Consider the following 16,757-nt stretch of genomic DNA (forward strand, 5'->3'; position numbering starts at 1 on the left):
ATCTCCCAACTTTTCACTTCTTTAGACTCCATCCTTTCACTTCATCAGCGTAAGTATAATTTTTTAATGAACATTAAGTCAACTTTGCTATCAAAAATGTTCCCTGATCAAAACTCAAAATTTCCCAATATTCGCTTCTCAGAATTTACTCACGCTTGAGAACAGGATCTTTTGGGAGAGTTAGGAAAATTTTATAGTGGTTTGAGTGGTAAAACAAAAGAAGATTTTGGAATTGGTAATGCAAAATATATAGATTATTTAAATATACTAAATAATACATTTATAAATTTGAATGAACTTAAATCAACAAAAGAAGATGAAAAACAAAATTTAGTAAAAAAAGGAGACATTTTTTTTACTATATCTTCTGAAACACCAGAAGAGGTTGCGATGTCTTCTGTTATATTAGAAAATGTTGAAAATACCTATCTAAATAGTTTTTCTACAGGATTTAGATTTAATGAAAATTTTAAAAATATAATAGAGTTTTTTGGTTTTTACTTTAGAAGTAAAAATTTCAGGGACAAAGTATTGTTACTTGCACAAGGTATTTCTAGATTTAATATAAGCAAAACGGGTTTAAAAAACTTACAATTGACATTTCCACCTTCTCTCCCTGAACAACAAAAAATCTCCCAACTTTTCACTTCTTTAGACTCCATCCTTTCACTTCATCAGCGTCAGTTACAAATAATTAAAAACATTAAGAAAAAATTATTAGAAAGGATGTTTATATAATGGAAAAATTTAATAATGAACTTGAATTTGAAAAATCTTTAATACAAAAACTTAAGAACTACGGATGAAATAACGAAAAAATCCAAAACTCAAATATTAAGGATACCCTAGAAAATATTTCAACTAAAGACTTAGAAGAAAACTGAAGAAATATTTTATTCGAAATAAATAAAGCCACTCTTAAAAATGTTCCCTTAGATAATGATGAATTCGATGAATTAAAAAACATTATCTTTAAATCAAGTTATAAAATCAAAGACTTTTTTGCTTTTTTACAAGGTGAAACAGTATCAATAAAAAGAACCAATCCAGAACTTTCAGAAGAGGATAAAAAAGAATCAGTTAACCTTAAAATATTCAGTAATAAAGAAATAAGAGGTGGAGATACTATCTATCAAACTGCTAGACAAATTAATATCGAAGGTGTTAGAAAAAGAATTGATGTTTTATTATTAATAAACGGATTACCTTTATTTTGTCTTGAATTGAAGCAAATTGCATCAGGAATTCAAGATGCTAAACATCAACTTATTAATTACGGAAAAGCAGGAGTATTTAATACAGGTGTATTAAATTTTGTACAAGTTATTGTTGCAATGACTGAAAATAATATGGAGTATGCAGCAAGAGTTGATGATTTTTATGAATTCGATATTAATTCATTTAGATATTGAAAAAATCATAACAACCAAATTGTTCATCAACTAGATGAAATAATTAGTTTGTTCTTTAAAATACCAGAAGCACATAATCTTATTTCAAATGGAACAATTATTAAAGATAACAAGTTGTTTATAACTCGTAATTACCAATTTTATGCTATTCGTTCTATTTTGGACCAAATTGAAAAAATTAAGTCAATAAAAGATAATAAATGTGGATTTATTTGACACACAACCGGATCAGGAAAAACTTTAACCAGTTTTCAAACAGCAAGAGTGTTATTGAAGCGAAAAATTGTTTCAACTGTTATTTTTGTAGTTGATCGGATGGATTTACACAAACAGAGTTTCGATGAATTCTGAAAATTCAAAAAAAGCGACGAAGATAAAATCGAAGTAAAAAAGGCACTTAGCATTTTAGACTTAGAACGAAAGCTTAAGAAGATTTCGCAAAAAAGTAATATGTTCGCTACTATTATTATTACATCAATTCAAAAACTCTCAAAAATTACAAAAAACTATTTTTCAGATAAAGATAAAATTGCTTTAATCTTCGATGAAGCACATCGCAGTGTTTATGGAGAAATGATTGCAAAAATACAAGAAGTATTTACCAATGGAATCTTTATCGGTTTTACTGGAACACCGATTCAAGATGTAAATCAAAAAAATGATTTAACAACTGAACAGGTTTTTGGTAAACAACTACATCAATATACCATCAAAGATGGATTAGAAGATGGAAATGTATTAAGATTTTACAATCACTATATCGATTTTAAACAAAAATACTTACCTATGTTTTTCTATAACTGTGTTGTAGCTAATAAAAATAATCCAAATAAAAAATTCTCTGCTAATGAAATAGAATTATTAATTGAAAATAAAGAAATATCTGCAAAGGATGTGAAGATTTGAAATTTAATCAAACATAAAGGTAATCTGCAAAATAAAGATGATACCCTAACAATTGAAGAATGATTAAAAGATAAAGGTTACTATGATAACAAATATTTTAAAATGTTAGTTGCTCATGATATACTAAAAAATTGAAACAGTACTAGTGGTAATCGTAAATACTCTGCTATTTTAGCTACCAAAAGCATTAAGGATGCTATTGAGTATTTTAAAATTTTTCAAAAACTCAAGAAAAAATATGATAACTATGTTGAGAAATTTAAGGTAACGGCTCTTTTTGATCCCAATCTTGACTCCTCTGAACAAGTATATGGACAAAATAATAACGAAATAATTAAAAAGTTCGCTATCAAATTTATCCAGGAACCTAAAAACTATATATATGAATTTAAAGAACTTATCAATGCCGTTGCTAAAACAAAATATACAGATAAAGAATTAGAAAAGATGAATGATGAGTTAAATTCACAATACCAAGAAAACAATTGAAATGATCCTAATGATATTACATACTATATTAAAAACAAACTCAACTTTAATTCCGACAAAGAAAAAGCTTTGAATGAAATTTATCAAAAGTTTGAACAAGATTATAAAAATAACAATCTTGTTCAAACCAGCAATTTAAAAGATAATTTTAAAATAGTTGTTTCTGATATTTTCAAAAAAAGAGATCCGAATAAAAAGGTGGTTTTGGATTTATTAATTGTAGTAAACCAAATGCTTACTGGTTATGATTCGAAATACATTAATACTGTTTTCTTTGATAAAATCCAAGAAAACGAACAACTTATTCAATCTATGTCACGGACAAACCGCTTAGATAATAATGATAAACCATTTGGTTCTATATACTTCTACCGTCAACCTGAAATAATGAAAATTAATTTAGAAAATGCTCTTAAAATATATTCAGGTGTAAAAGAAGAAGATATAAGTTATGATAAAGAGGATGTTTTATTAGAAGCAGTTAAAAAAGATTATGCACATATTTTTGGTATTTTTTCACAATGAAATGAACCTACCTTTGCACAAGTTCCGTTTTTTGATTTAAAAAATCCTGATGAAACTTTAAGAACTCAATTAAGAAGTTTTATCAAACATTATGCACAAATGCGAAAAAACATTACTGCATTATCAATTTTAAGAGTCGATGTTTATGATAAGCTAAAAGGTATAATCAATAAAAATAATATCGATAAATTATCATTGAGATTTAAAGAAATTGATCGTAGTGTGCTAAAAAGCACATCGATAAACAAAAATGAACTTGAAGATTTAACATTAAACGAATCCGATATAGAATGAGCATCAAATGCTAATGTATATGAGCAAATTATAGATTGAAAGTATTTTGATAAATACTTCCTTAATCATAATTACAAAAAACAAAATGAATATGATAAATATCTAAAAAACGAAGAATCCAAATTTAACGAAACACTAGCATATCTTGATCCAGAAACAAAAGGGATAATCTTAAAAATTAAAAACATGTTTGATAGTGGACTTCTTAATACAGAGATAATTAAACTGCAAGGAACAGAAGGTCTTGCTAATTCAATTAAAAGCAAAGAAATTAGAGACAAAAAACAAGCATTCAAGGATACTTATCATATATCAAAAGATAATAAAATTGAACGCATCTTTGATGAATTATGAGATCTAGAAGAATCTAGATGAAGCGAAAATGGTAGATTGGGTAAAATCTACGAACATATCAAAAAAATAGACTCTCCAGAATTTGAAAAATATATAAAAAACAAGCAAGGAAACTTTAGGGTATACAATATACAAGCACAGTTCCGTGAAGATTTAAAGAACAAGAAAATTGGTTAAAACACCCGAGAGGGTGTTTTTTGTATCTTGCTTCTTAGTTCTTTTCGTTACCTAGCTTGAATCTAGAACCTGGACTGCTATAACTACTGCTTTATTCTGCAAGCATCAATAAAATATGCTTAGCACAAATTAATTGCACTAAGCATATCTTATACATTTGAAAGAACCTCAAAACCTCATCTGGTTCATTGAACATATAATATTTTTAAACCTTTAACATTCTTTTGATAAAAGTCTTCAAAGTATTGCTTGGTAAAAAAGAAAGTTCTTCCATAATATAAATTTTTTATTGTCTTTATGTTAAAACGAATGATAAGATTTTCAATGATTTGATAGTCTATATAATCTTGTTCATCCATCTTTTCAACTTTATTGCGGTGTAATTGAAAGTCAAAACCACGAATTCGCATTAGCTTATTAAACAAATAAAAATCCTTATCAGAATTAAATGAAAAAATAATATTAGTGTTTTCTCATTGATTATATTTAATAATATCCTCTAAAGATTTAGCATGTTTGATAACAAAATTACGTGATTTTGGTGTCAAAACTTTTCATATTGGAGGAACAACTCAGTATCCGTTTTCCATATGATTAATTTTTATATATTTAACTTTCATTCTTATTCCAACATATTTAAAAAGTTTGCTATCCCTTGTTCATCATGTGAATTTGTGATAAATGTTGCTTTTGATTTAACATCATCTCGTGCTTGACCCATTGCAACTGAATATTTAGCAACTTCAAACATCGAAACATCATTATCTTCATCACCAAATACCAATGTTTTATTTAAATCGATGTTATATTTATCTGCTAAAATCTGCAAACTTTTTCCTTTAGAATTATTGATTGGCATAATATCATAAACATGTACTTGCGAGTTGATAATATATACATTGTCAATCTTTGAAATTTTCATCGCTGAAATATCAGTATTTTCAGCTGTACTATCACGCTTGATAACTAAGAACTTTAAAATATCATGTTCATCTGTGTTAAAGTTTGAATTTTGATGATTTAAATCATAATAGTCGAATGCAAATTGATTTTCTTTTTTGCGTTTAGCAATTGTGTCTTCTAATCAAGCAAATCAACTTGGTTTGCTTGCATTTTTATGAAAACCATAAATTTGATTACATGTATACACCAAAAATACTACACCTGATGCTATCAATGCTTCAAAAACTGCCTTAGCAGATGCTTTATTTATAGGATTTTTATAAACAATTTGATCATTTTGAAAATCGTAAATAAGTGAACCATTGCAGCAAATTGCAGGATAATCGCAATCTAAATTAAAAAACTCTTCTTTAGCTAAATAATGTGGTCTTCCTGTGATAACTGAGTATTTTTTACCAAGACTTCGCATTCTCTGGATGCCTTGATATGATTGTGGTGTAATATTTTTGTGTGAATCAAGTAAGGTTCCATCTAAATCAAAAAACAAATACTCAAAATCACTATTTTTTAATTTGTCCATAATATGCATTTGGTCCATGTTTGCGAAAGTGATGCTTGTTTTGTAAAGTCTGATTTGCAGGACCTTTATCGGGAACTAAAATTAAAGTGTGTAATGCCATTTTAGCAACTTCTTCCAAGGTAAGTGCTAAATTAACTGCATCTTTTGGATTTTTAATCGATCAAACAAATGGACCATGCTCTTTAACCAAGGTCGCACTAGTAGATTCAAAACTTATGTTGTTTTTAGTGAAATGTTCGATGATAACTAACCCTGTATTATGCTCATATGCACCATTTATTTCATCATCTGTTAGTTCTCGGGTGCAAGGAACGGAACCATAAAAATTATCAGCATGAGTAGTTCCAAAACACTTAATTTCCTTACCTGCTTGTGCAAAACCAACAGCATAAGGTGAATGGGTGTGAACGATACCTTTGATATTCTTATTTGCTTTATATAATAAAGTATGAGTAGGAGTATCTGATGATGGATTAAGTTTAGAATCTATTACATTATTATCCATATCAACCACTACCATATCATCGGCACTCATAGTTTCATATGAAACACCCGATGGCTTGATTACCATATATTTGCGATCTTCTGTTATTCCCGAAACATTTCCTCAGGTATGAATTGCGAGCTTATATTGATATAATAACATATTAGCTTGATAAACTTCTTGTTTAAGTTTTTGAATTTCGGCTTTATTCACCATTTGCTTCCTTTCATTGCATTTGATAAAATGCTTTTGCTTGTTTTAGCAATTCAATGTTTTCTATAGCAGTTTCATCTGGGTGGTTTTTTGATCACATTTCAATTAAAATCGGAACATTTAAGTCGTTTTTAGTTAACTGCTTTAATGAATGTACAAAATCAACACTTCCTTGTCCTCATGGAACTTCTTTGAATTTATTAGGTAAGGTGTCTTTAAAATGAAAACCAACGATTTTATCTGCACCCAAAAAGATTTCATTTTCTATATCTTTGGTAAATTGATTTAAGTTTCCTAAATCAGGATATATATAAAAATTAGGTGCATCGATTTGTTTTAAGAATGCTAAACATTTTGAAATAGTTCCTGCAAATGGTGTATCCATTGTTTCAAAAGCAACTGTTACAGAATATTTTGATGCAAGTTTAGCAACCTTTTTCATCCCTGCGATAAATCATTGCTTGGTTTGTTCATCCGAATCTTCATAATAAACATCGTAGGCAGCTAATTGAATAGTTCGAATACCAAGTTTTTTAGCCAAAATTAATGCTTTTTCCATTATCAGCAAGGCATGTTCACGAATTTTTAAATCATGTGATCCGAAAGGAAATTTACGGTGTGCTGACAAACACATTGAATTAAAGTAAAAATCTTTTTCTATCAAAAGTTTTCTTAATTCATTGATTTGTGTATTATTTCAATCTAATCTTTCAAGACGAAAATCTGATTCATCGACACTGAATTCAATAAAATCAAATCCTGCTGCCTTGGCAATATCGATTTTTTGACTTCAATCAAATTTATTATTGATTGCTTTTTCATAAATACCTAAAAAACGGGTTTTAGTTTCAGTATTTTTTAAATTCATCTTTGAATTCCTTTGCTGCTTGCTGTGGATCTTCAGCATCGCGAATCGATCTTCCAGCAATGAAAATGTATACTGGAATACCTTTAAAGAGTTTAATATCTTCAACTGTTACACCCCCTGTAACAGTTACTTTAAACCCCATATTAGCAAGTTTTGCGACTGTATCAATGTCTTTTTGACCTCATTTAACTCCAGCGGCTTGAGCATCACGGGCACGGTGTCAGACTATTTGTGGAACACCTGATGCTTGTCATGCCTCAACTTGATCCCATCTGAAGTTAGTAGTCATTTCAACTTGTATTTCTTTTTTAGTATCGAAAGTTTGTGAATATTTAACTAAATCAGCCATTGTTGCATTTTCAGCAGCACATATTGCAGTTGTAAAGTCTGCGCCTAATTCGAAGAACATTTTTGCAAATACTCTTCCTGCATCAGCAATTTTTCCATCAGCGACAATAATTTTATCTGGGAATGCTTTTTTGATTTCTGAAATAGCTTTTTTTCCTTCGGAAGCTAATAAAATAGTTCCAACTTCGATTACATCTATGTATTTTGCAGCTTTTGATGCTGACTCGATTGCTTCTTTAATTGTTAAGTTATCTAATGCGATTTGTAGTAGTGGTAATGCCATATTTTCCTTTATGCTTGTGCATCTATTTTGCTAATAATATCGATGACTTCTTGATTACTTTTTGCATTCATAATTGCTTCAATATTTGAATCTTGTTCAAAAATTCTAACAATTTGTGGTAATGCTTCTGATGTATGAACATCAGCTGATGTTGCTGCTAAAGCAACTAATAATGAAACTGGACGCTCGTCATTTTCAAAGTAAACTGGTTGTTTTAAAGTTACTAATGAAAATGAATTTTGTAAAACTCCAGCTTCGCTTTGGGCATGAGGGATTGCAAGATGGTTTGCAATAATATAATATGGTCCATATTTTAAGGTACTTTCAATCACAGCATCGTAGTATCTTGGTTCAACAAGCTTTTTATCAATTAAAGGTTTAATTGATAAATAAACTGCTTCTTTTCAGTCTTTTGCATGTAAACCTACATTAACTGTTTGATATTTTTTAAGTATTTCTAATAAATTAATTTTTTCCATAATTATAAACCTAGTGCTTTTTTAAGAGCTTCTCTAATTTCGTTTTCATCCATCAAATTTGTAACACCAACAATTTTTGCACGTTGGTTGTGATTAAACATTTCTGAAAGATGTTTTGATGAAATAATAATATCTACAGAATTTGTCATTCCTGTTGATTGGCCCATTGATAAAGCATCAACAGTTGCGCTTACTCCAAGTTCTTTCATAATTTTTTGAACTTTAAGTTTAATTATCATGCTAGTTCCCATTCCATTACCACATGCTGCGATAATTTTAAGTGTTTCCATAAGTATCTCCTAAATAATATAATAATATGTTTTTTACCTATATCATAGATAAAAAGATGTTTTTTTGAAAAAAGATTAGCACAAGGCTAATCTTAGTAAATTAGCTGTTAACTAATTTTGGTTGTAACTTAAGTATTTTTTGTAAAAATGTTTTTTTGGTTTGTGATCCATTATCTACAATTTGTCCTAATGCCAATAATCCAATTATTGCTAATATAACTAAAATTCAGGCAAGGATGAAATTATATGAAGAAATTCACATTAATAAACCAAAGAATAAGTTTCAGTCTGCCATACCAATATAACCATTTGCAACAGGTGAAACAAAACCACTTTTATCTATACCATCAGCAAATTGTGAGTGTTGTGTAATAATTGATTGGTATGAATTATCAATTGCTCTTGTCGCAATCGAAATAATTACAATTTCCAAGAAACCAAAGATTCCAGGAAGAAGTAATGCGGCTCTTCATCCACCTGATGCATTTGCATATACACCCAATGATCCCGAGTTAAAGAATAAGGTGATAAATAATGGTATTGCAATATTAAAGAATTTTTGGTTTGGAATTGCTGACAATCCACCAATAATTGCTACTGCGATAAATTGCCCAATTACCCCTGAAATAAATCCAAATGTAACAGAGTTGATTGAAAATCCATAAACTGCAGCTACATCGACAGCTACAACTGCACCAGGAATTATTTTTTCACTAATTCCATGGAATGATTGTTGTAGTTCTGTAATGAACATTCTAACCCCAGTAATAATTGCAACTAATGATGCAACTATTTTCAATGCTCCACCAAGGATATTTAACCCAAAGTTAGCACCACCAAATGAATTGTTTCATATTGCATAATTTGAGGTAAATTTAATGTGATCTGGAGCGATAACACTAAACGGATTAACAGATAACAATACAATAAATAATACTAAGAATAATAGCAAGATAATAATTGTTTGTGTAAAAATGTTATCTTCAAAGATTTTAAGATATGAAGGAAGTTTTTTGTTTTCAGCTGAATCTTCTTTTTTACCAAAAAATCTACCTAATTTATATGTTGTAGCGATTGCAAGCATTTGTTGGTGTCCAACTGCAAAACCTGCATTTTGTGTTACAGCATTTGTTCCTTTTACAGTTGATGCAGAACCAACTGCTCAGTAAATTCCTAAGAAAATACCTGACATAATTATAATTCCTGCTTGTTCACCTGCTGATAAAGCACCTGTAAAGATACGCATATCTTGGAATAAGATAATGTATAAAATGGTTGTAACAACAGCTGATTGTTGAATCATAACATGTCCTGTTATCATTAAACTATTTGTGTTTGTTCATCTTTTTAATGCTACCATAACAATATTTACAGCAAATCCAAGGATGAATGCAAATGAGATTAATGAAACATAATTATTTCCTAAGAAAGCTTTTTCAAAGAATGTATTTGAACTTGCTAATGCAAAATACGGATCTAATGGTACGATTCCTGCACCTTGACCTATATTTTTAACTCCTTCAAATACGGGTTTAGCTAAGGAAACTAAGGTTCCTGAACCAATTTGTAATAAGATAAATCCAATAACGGTTTTTAAAAATCCGATTACTGATTCACGAAAACCTCTTCCGATGGTTAGATAACCTACAAATGTAAGCGAACCTAATAACAATGCAGGTTGCTTAAAGAAGTTATCCATATAAACTTTGTTAAACATGAAAAGGAAGGCATCACCAGCAGCTTTTGGTGTTCATGGTAACACCTTTGGATCATTTGGTTGTGCTGATTTAACCAACATTGATACTAAAATAATGAAAACATTGATTAAAGCAAATATTGATCACCCAATGATTAATCCTTTCCTTTTCTTAGAGTCAATTTTTTTAATCATATTTGTCCTTAAATAAGGTTATTTTACTTTTAATAGTTTTTTTAATTCTAAGACTCTAGGATTTACTTTAGTAACATCGTATTTTCTTGGTTCATCAAAAGCCAAGATTTCTGCTGGGTTGTTTACTAACATATCTTGAATTGCTTCTTCGCTAACTCCAACTTGTTTAAGAAGCGGAATAAATCTATCGAATAAGTATCCCAGACCAAAAGTTTCTTTACCTCTTTCGGCTCCATAGTGTCTTTGATATAACACTCTACCAGCATCTAATGCAAGTGTAATGTGTTTTTGATACCCCTTGTCAACTAAATATTTGATGTTTTCTGCTAATGTTAAATCTGTGTAATATTTAACTCTATCAGGTCCATCAAAACATAAAGTTACCCCAAGTTCTGAAATAATTTTCTCATAGTAAAGTCTGTCAGGATTTTTATTTAAATGTGATAATTGAATTTTTCTTGGATTTGCTCCAAAATCAATTAAATGTTGTGCGGCTTCATATGCCATAGTTCCTAATTGTGTATGTACTAAAATTGGAGCTCCGGTCTCGATACTTGAACGAGCCGCAACCTCTAATGATTTAAGTTCAAGTCTATCAATAGCAGCATATCCTGTACCTGCTTTAATAATTCCTGCCTTTGCATTAGATCTTTTTACAACTGGTCCACTGTAGTTGTATTCATCCATACCAACTTCAATTTCTGCTTTAACCATTTCAACGATATCATCAATTGGTGCTAAAGCTAATCATGAAGCTCCCTTATCATAAAATGCTGCTTTATGAAAACCAGTAGCCATAATAATATGAGCTTTGTTTTTTAAAGCATTCGCTATTTCTAGCATCTTATGAACATCTCTACCTACATTGGGTGGGTCCATAGTAACCATACTTTTACCACCTTTTGCAATGTATTCATCCATTTCTTTTAATGCTGCATCGACTGAGAGCATAACAAAGTCAGGATGTTCGTGTGCTTCAGGACCATAATTTTTAATTAAATGATCATGGCAATCCACAACACCTAATTCTTTAGGATCAATATCACCTAAAACTGTTCTTGCGAATTTTTTCATTTATTCTCCTTTTAATATTATGAAATGTATTTTTATCATAAAACATTTTTTCATTTATTCTTGTAAAATATATTTATTTTAGTTTAAAAATATCTAAATACGGAAAAAATTGCGTATTTTTTCCATAAATTATTAAATTCTTGATAAAGCATATTTAAAAAAATTACAAAATGAAAAAAATAAATTTTTATTTTGTAGTACTGTAAAAGTAATAAATTTCTTTTTCAACTGTATATAAGGGAGAAAAGTTAGATAAAATTTGTAAATTATGTTCCTAAAATATAAAAGTTTTTATCTTTATTTATGAAATTCATTTCATAAATAAAGATAATTTATTCATTTTTTCTTTTTTTAATTCCTAAACTGATGACAAACTTACACAAGATAACAACTACATCAACAAACAAATACAATTTATAAGTGTAAAATAAATATTTTGATATAATCAAAACCAGAAAGGAAATAAATGGTAAAAGTAGAAAATACAAGAAATTCATCAATGCTTTTAAAAGCTGTTTTTAAAGGTGACAGTTATCCAAAAACCTTAGTTGAAAAAGAATCGGTTGTAACTGAATACTTTGACAGCAATGAAGCATTAGTTTATTTTGGAACAGAAGAAAAATATGACTATAATGTAGTCTCAAAATTCGCTAAGGGATTATTCGCATCACAAGTTCGCAACTTACAAATTGATCTCGATTCATTTGTTCGTGGAAAGGTTTGTATCCCTTGTGTTGTAGATGCGTTTACAAATGCATATAAATATGTAAATGCAGATATTTACAATGCAAAAACTTCTAAAAAACCAGAAAAATTTGCAGTAAGTTTTTTATCAACAACAGAGCCACAAAGATATGAACAAAAACTTTATAGCGCAAATGTTTTAGCAGATGCAGTTAATTACGCAAGAAACTTACAAATTATGCCACCTAACATTTGTAACTCTGAATATTTAGCTAAAACTGTTGTTGAAGATTTAACTAAATATGACAATTTAAAAGTAACAGTATTAAACAAAGCACAAATCCAAGAACTTGGAATGGGATTACTTCTTTCTGTTAATCGTGGAAGTATGTATGAACCTAGAGTTGTTGTGATTGAATATAACGGGAATCCAGATTCAAAAGCCAAAACAGTTTATGTAGGAAAAGGAATTACCTTTGATTCAGGTGGATATTCACTAAAGCCAAGTCGTTCAATGCTTGGAATGAAATTTGATATGTCTGGTTCTGTATTTGTAGCAAGTGCATTGAAAGCAATCGCTCAATTAAAACCTAAAACCAATGTTGCTGCTGTAATGTGTATTACAGATAACCGAGTAAATGGTGATGCATCATTACCTGATTCGGTATGAACCAGTATGAATGGAAAAACTGTTGAAATCAATAATACCGATGCTGAGGGAAGATTAGTAATGGCAGATGGGTTAACATATGCAGTTAGAAATCTGAAAGCAACAAGACTTGTGGATGTTGCAACTTTAACTGGAGCAATCCTTGTTTCGCTCGGAAGTACCTATACCGGAGTTTGAGCAACAACTGATAAAGCATGAGATGATTTAAAGGATGCGGCAGAATCTCAACATGAACTAGTATGAAGAATGCCTCTTGATGAAGCATTTGCTAAGGAAATTAAAAATTCAGTTGTAGCTGACCTTAAAAACACTGACTTATCTGGTGCAGGTGGTGGAAGTTGTTCAGCAGCAATGTTTTTAAAAGAATTTACCGAAGGGATTGAATATATTCATTTAGATGTTGCTGGGACAGCAGAACAAGGTGGAAAACCAACTGGTGCAATGGTTAAAACATTAGTTCAACTAGCGCTTAATGCAACTGAGTAATTAAAAAACCATCAATTATGATGGTTTTATTTTGCTCTATATAAAAAGTATAAAAAAATGGCGATCACGAGAGGATTCGAACCTCTGACCACAAGCTTAGAAGGCTCGTGCTCTGTCCATCTGAGCTACGCGACCACTAGTATTTATTTTATCATAATTTGATTGTAATTTAAATTATTTGATTATATTTTATAATTTTTTGTTCATGTTTTTTCAGCTATTTTCATAATTATTATTTTTCTTCTCTTTTCAATAATTCTTATTATATTGAATATCATTTTTAATACAAAATAATTATGTGTATAAACATAATTATAATTGAAAATTAATATATCAAAGCATACTTCTAATATTTATGATAACTTATTGTTGATACACAATATAATTAGCTTCAATTATGAATGAATATAAAATATCTTGATGAAAATGAAAATGTAAGTATTAACCAAAATATCTCAAACGATAATACAATTGAGTTTTATGAATATCTAAAAGATTTATATCTAAATACTACTAATAAACCAAAATTATCTATAATAAAAATAGCATAATTTCTGCTATTTTACATGCACAATAATTTGTCAAATAATTATTCCTACAATTACGATTAAAAGCAAAATTGAAATAATTGAAATTACATATATTCAAGTATTTCTACGATATTTTTTTATTGCTTCTTTAGGTAATGTATTTTCTTTAATAATTGAATTTACTAATGTAGTATATTGAAGATCTATTTTATCTTTTGTGTCTGTATTTATATTTGTTTGTTTTTTACTCATTTTTTTCTAATTCTACCATCACAGATACTGCAAATGCTTCTGGACCAGTATGTGCTGCAATAGGTAATGGAGTTGTTATTTGTGTGCTTGCCTTGATAAATTGATCAGATGTAATTGCTTGATTAACTTCATCATTAACACCTGAAATTAAATCAACATAATATTTAGCATTTTTATCTATGTTTTTTAAGCTATCTATAAACTCATTAACTAAATCAAATGCCTTAGCAGTAGCATTTTTAAAGTTTCATTTTGTTGCCACTGATTTAACTTTACCTTCTTCGTTATAACTTAATACAGGGTATACTTTTAATTTAGATAAAAGAAATTTTTTAATACCAGACAACCTACCACCATTAATTAAATATTCTAAACGATAAGGAACAATAAATGTTCTTGATGTTTCATTAATATTATTTAATGTTTCAAAAAGTTGGTTAATGCTCGCACCGTTTTCATACATTTTTTTAAGATGTGCAACTGTTCGAACAATTTGATTGCCAAACAAGTGATTTTCCATTATATGCACATTTGACAGTTCCATTGAAATACTACGAGCTTGCATAAAAGTGTTAGATAAATGCTGTGAGATACCTAAATAAATCACATCATCATAGTTTTTTGCTGCATCTTGAATGATTCGAGTCATCTTGTCTATTTTTGGTAATGAAGTTTTAATTTTAGATGTAACCGATATCTTTTTTAGTATTTCTAGATTTGATACATATCCATCCTCAAAACTTTCTCCATCGATTTCTACTTGTAAAGGTAAAAATTTATAACCTAGTTCATCTGCTTGTGCAACTGATAAACCAGAAAAAGAATCTACTATTATTCCCAATGTTTTCATATGATAATTATATTTAAAAAATATAAAGATATAAAAACAAATTCAAAAATTTTGAGCAAATGAAATATGAATAAATTTATGATAAAAATATATAATATCAAAGATGAAATTTAGTGAGCAGAAAATCAAAAATTGACATTCTTTTTATTATAACGAAGGAATTGAAATAATTTCACTTCCTGATTTTTTCAATCATATAAGACTTGCTAATTCTAATCCTGAATATAAAGTAAAAGCAACTAATTTAGGTATCGAATTTAACTGTGATAATCCTTTTTCAATGCATTGTTTTAACATATATACACTAATAGCAATTACCAAGAGTTTGTTGATAAATATTAAAAAGCGCAATAAAACTCTTTTGTTAGGACACTCTGAAGGTATTGATGCAAAAATATATGAGTTATTTAAGCGATCTTTTTCACATAAAAGCATAAAGCTACTCGAATATAATACTAATGTTATAAATGAATTTATTATTATAAACACAACATTAGGTATTGATGTTGATTATTATATTTATTTATATAAAAATCCATTTAATAATAATTACTACATTAAAATTTATCATGATTTATTTTTAATTTCTGTAAACGAACAAAAGCAACTGTTAAATAATGTTTTTGAATTTGATAAACAAATTATATTGCATAATTTTTATAATTTGTTTATCTTAAAAATAGATAAATTTTTATCTTTTTACAAATTAAAACTTGAAAATCAAAAACATCTTTTCCTTGAAAATCAAATTGATCGCAATAATTTAAATATTAAAATTGCTATAAACAATCCTGCTGATAACAATATCTTACAGAGTTTGCTAAATTCGCTAGGTTTTAATGTAAAAGAAGCTTCAAATCTAAGAATCCAAGAACGAAGTAAAAATTTATTTTGAATTTTTTTTAAATGAAACCTTTTTTCCTATCAAAAATCTAAAACTGATTTTCTAATTACTTCTGATAAAAAAAATCGTTATAATTTTTTTTTCAATATTAATGACAGATATATAAAAATAAATAACGAAGAATTAATTTATTTTTATATTAACTATTTCTTTTTACAGTGAAAGAATGAAAATAAACTTCAGCAAAATAAGGTTATAATAACACATAGTGTTAGTAAAAATATCATTAATTTATTAAATAACTTTAATATTCCTTATGAATTTGCTGAAAAATCTGATACTAAAAATGTTTTATTTGCTAATATTTTAGAACATTTTGGTGCAAATAATAATCAAGCATTAGAATTTAGTAATTTACAGTTCATTATCAATATTTGTCAGATGTTGCTTTCTTATAAAAATAACAATAATTTACTTGATTATAAATACTTGAAGATGCGTAATTATTTTAAAAATACTATATATATAGTTAAAAAAATCAAAATACCTTTTTTTAAATCAACTAATCTTGCTACATTTTTTCAAGTAAATCAATCCATATCAAGAAATTATCGAATATCTAAAATGGAACAACTAAATGCATATAACACCTATAGTTATGAATTTTTAAACCTTGAAATCCAAAATAAAAAGCAGCAAGTTTTCAATATCTGCATATATTATGATTTTAATCGAGAAAGTTTGATATTTAAGCAAGAACATAATTTTGAATACACACAAATTGAATATTATTTAAATAAATTTAAAGGTTCGCATCTAAACAACATAATCATTAAATATGTAAAGAAATATCTTAACAAACAAAATTAAA

The 16,757-nt window shown here is 28.3% G+C and carries 16 protein-coding genes and 1 tRNA gene; 5 read left to right on the forward strand and 12 right to left on the reverse strand.

All coding sequences use genetic code 4. The annotated features are described in order from the left end of the window. On the forward strand, positions 1-738 hold a 738-nt coding region (locus ACXYRO_RS02235; protein WP_458614187.1), incomplete at its 5' end, for a restriction endonuclease subunit S. Continuing rightward, positions 738-4,157, forward strand: coding sequence for a DEAD/DEAH box helicase family protein (locus ACXYRO_RS02240; RefSeq protein ID WP_458614188.1), 3,420 nt, complete (start codon positions 738-740; stop codon positions 4,155-4,157). The genes ACXYRO_RS02235 and ACXYRO_RS02240, both read left to right, overlap by 1 nt. Before the next feature lie 149 nt (positions 4,158-4,306). Here the strand turns inward: ACXYRO_RS02240 and ACXYRO_RS02245 are convergent, their stop codons facing one another. The 9 genes from ACXYRO_RS02245 to ACXYRO_RS02285 form a co-directional block, all read right to left on the reverse strand. Beyond that, positions 4,307-4,777, reverse strand: coding sequence for an MPN499 family protein (locus ACXYRO_RS02245; RefSeq protein WP_458614189.1), 471 nt, complete (start codon positions 4,775-4,777; stop codon positions 4,307-4,309). Positions 4,778-4,779: 2 nt separating this feature from the next. Beyond that, positions 4,780-5,640: an HAD family hydrolase gene (locus ACXYRO_RS02250; RefSeq protein WP_458597275.1), complete on the reverse strand. Its 861-nt coding sequence runs from the start codon at positions 5,638-5,640 to the stop codon at positions 4,780-4,782. Continuing rightward, positions 5,621-6,340 carry an L-ribulose-5-phosphate 4-epimerase gene (locus ACXYRO_RS02255; RefSeq protein ID WP_458597274.1) on the reverse strand — a complete coding sequence of 240 codons (720 nt, stop codon included), beginning with the start codon at positions 6,338-6,340 and terminating at the stop codon, positions 5,621-5,623. Before ACXYRO_RS02255 ends, ACXYRO_RS02250 begins: the two co-directional genes overlap by 20 nt. Beyond that, positions 6,330-7,205 carry an L-ribulose-5-phosphate 3-epimerase gene (locus tag ACXYRO_RS02260; RefSeq protein WP_458597273.1) on the reverse strand — a complete coding sequence of 292 codons (876 nt, stop codon included), beginning with the start codon at positions 7,203-7,205 and terminating at the stop codon, positions 6,330-6,332. Before ACXYRO_RS02260 ends, ACXYRO_RS02255 begins: the two co-directional genes overlap by 11 nt. After that, entirely contained in the window at positions 7,180-7,836 is a 657-nt protein-coding gene (locus tag ACXYRO_RS02265; RefSeq protein WP_458614190.1) for a 3-keto-L-gulonate-6-phosphate decarboxylase UlaD, read from the reverse strand. The genes ACXYRO_RS02260 and ACXYRO_RS02265 overlap by 26 nt, the downstream gene beginning before the upstream one ends. A gap of 8 nt (positions 7,837-7,844) precedes the next feature. Next, positions 7,845-8,315, reverse strand: coding sequence for a PTS sugar transporter subunit IIA (locus ACXYRO_RS02270; protein ID WP_458597271.1), 471 nt, complete (start codon positions 8,313-8,315; stop codon positions 7,845-7,847). Positions 8,316-8,317: 2 nt separating this feature from the next. Then, positions 8,318-8,605 (reverse strand): PTS sugar transporter subunit IIB, encoded by a 288-nt coding sequence (locus tag ACXYRO_RS02275; RefSeq protein ID WP_458597270.1) that lies wholly within the window; start codon positions 8,603-8,605, stop codon positions 8,318-8,320. A 100-nt stretch (positions 8,606-8,705) separates the two neighbouring features. Continuing rightward, positions 8,706-10,496, reverse strand: a complete 1,791-nt coding sequence (locus tag ACXYRO_RS02280; protein ID WP_458597269.1) for a PTS ascorbate transporter subunit IIC — start codon at positions 10,494-10,496, stop codon at positions 8,706-8,708. Between the two features lie 18 nt (positions 10,497-10,514). Further along, positions 10,515-11,570, reverse strand: a complete 1,056-nt coding sequence (locus ACXYRO_RS02285) for a phospho-furanose lactonase (RefSeq protein ID WP_458607588.1) — start codon at positions 11,568-11,570, stop codon at positions 10,515-10,517. 466 nt (positions 11,571-12,036) lie between these two features. On the opposite strand from ACXYRO_RS02285, the gene ACXYRO_RS02290 reads away from it, so the two are divergent. Further along, positions 12,037-13,410, forward strand: coding sequence for a M17 family metallopeptidase (locus tag ACXYRO_RS02290; RefSeq protein WP_458614191.1), 1,374 nt, complete (start codon positions 12,037-12,039; stop codon positions 13,408-13,410). Between the two features lie 58 nt (positions 13,411-13,468). On the opposite strand, the gene ACXYRO_RS02295 is transcribed toward ACXYRO_RS02290, so the two are convergent. Next, a tRNA-Arg gene (locus tag ACXYRO_RS02295) sits at positions 13,469-13,545 on the reverse strand. Positions 13,546-13,811: 266 nt separating this feature from the next. On the opposite strand from ACXYRO_RS02295, the gene ACXYRO_RS02300 reads away from it, so the two are divergent. Continuing rightward, positions 13,812-13,961: a hypothetical protein gene (locus tag ACXYRO_RS02300; RefSeq protein WP_458597266.1), complete on the forward strand. Its 150-nt coding sequence runs from the start codon at positions 13,812-13,814 to the stop codon at positions 13,959-13,961. A 6-nt stretch (positions 13,962-13,967) separates the two neighbouring features. Here ACXYRO_RS02300 and ACXYRO_RS02305 read toward each other — a convergent pair whose 3' ends face one another. Continuing rightward, on the reverse strand, positions 13,968-14,192 hold the full coding sequence (locus ACXYRO_RS02305; RefSeq protein ID WP_435130285.1) for a hypothetical protein: 225 nt from the start codon (positions 14,190-14,192) through the stop codon (positions 13,968-13,970). Further along, positions 14,185-15,042: a DegV family protein gene (locus ACXYRO_RS02310; protein ID WP_435130282.1), complete on the reverse strand. Its 858-nt coding sequence runs from the start codon at positions 15,040-15,042 to the stop codon at positions 14,185-14,187. The genes ACXYRO_RS02305 and ACXYRO_RS02310 overlap by 8 nt, the downstream gene beginning before the upstream one ends. 103 nt (positions 15,043-15,145) lie before the next feature. Here ACXYRO_RS02310 and ACXYRO_RS02315 point away from each other — a divergent pair, with 103 nt between their 5' ends. Then, a complete protein-coding gene (locus tag ACXYRO_RS02315; protein WP_458614192.1) occupies positions 15,146-16,756 on the forward strand; it encodes an MAG5620 family putative phospho-sugar mutase in 1,611 nt (536 codons plus the stop codon). The last annotated feature ends 1 nt before the right edge of the window (position 16,757 follow it).

This window comes from Mycoplasma sp. 4013, assembly GCF_054353875.1.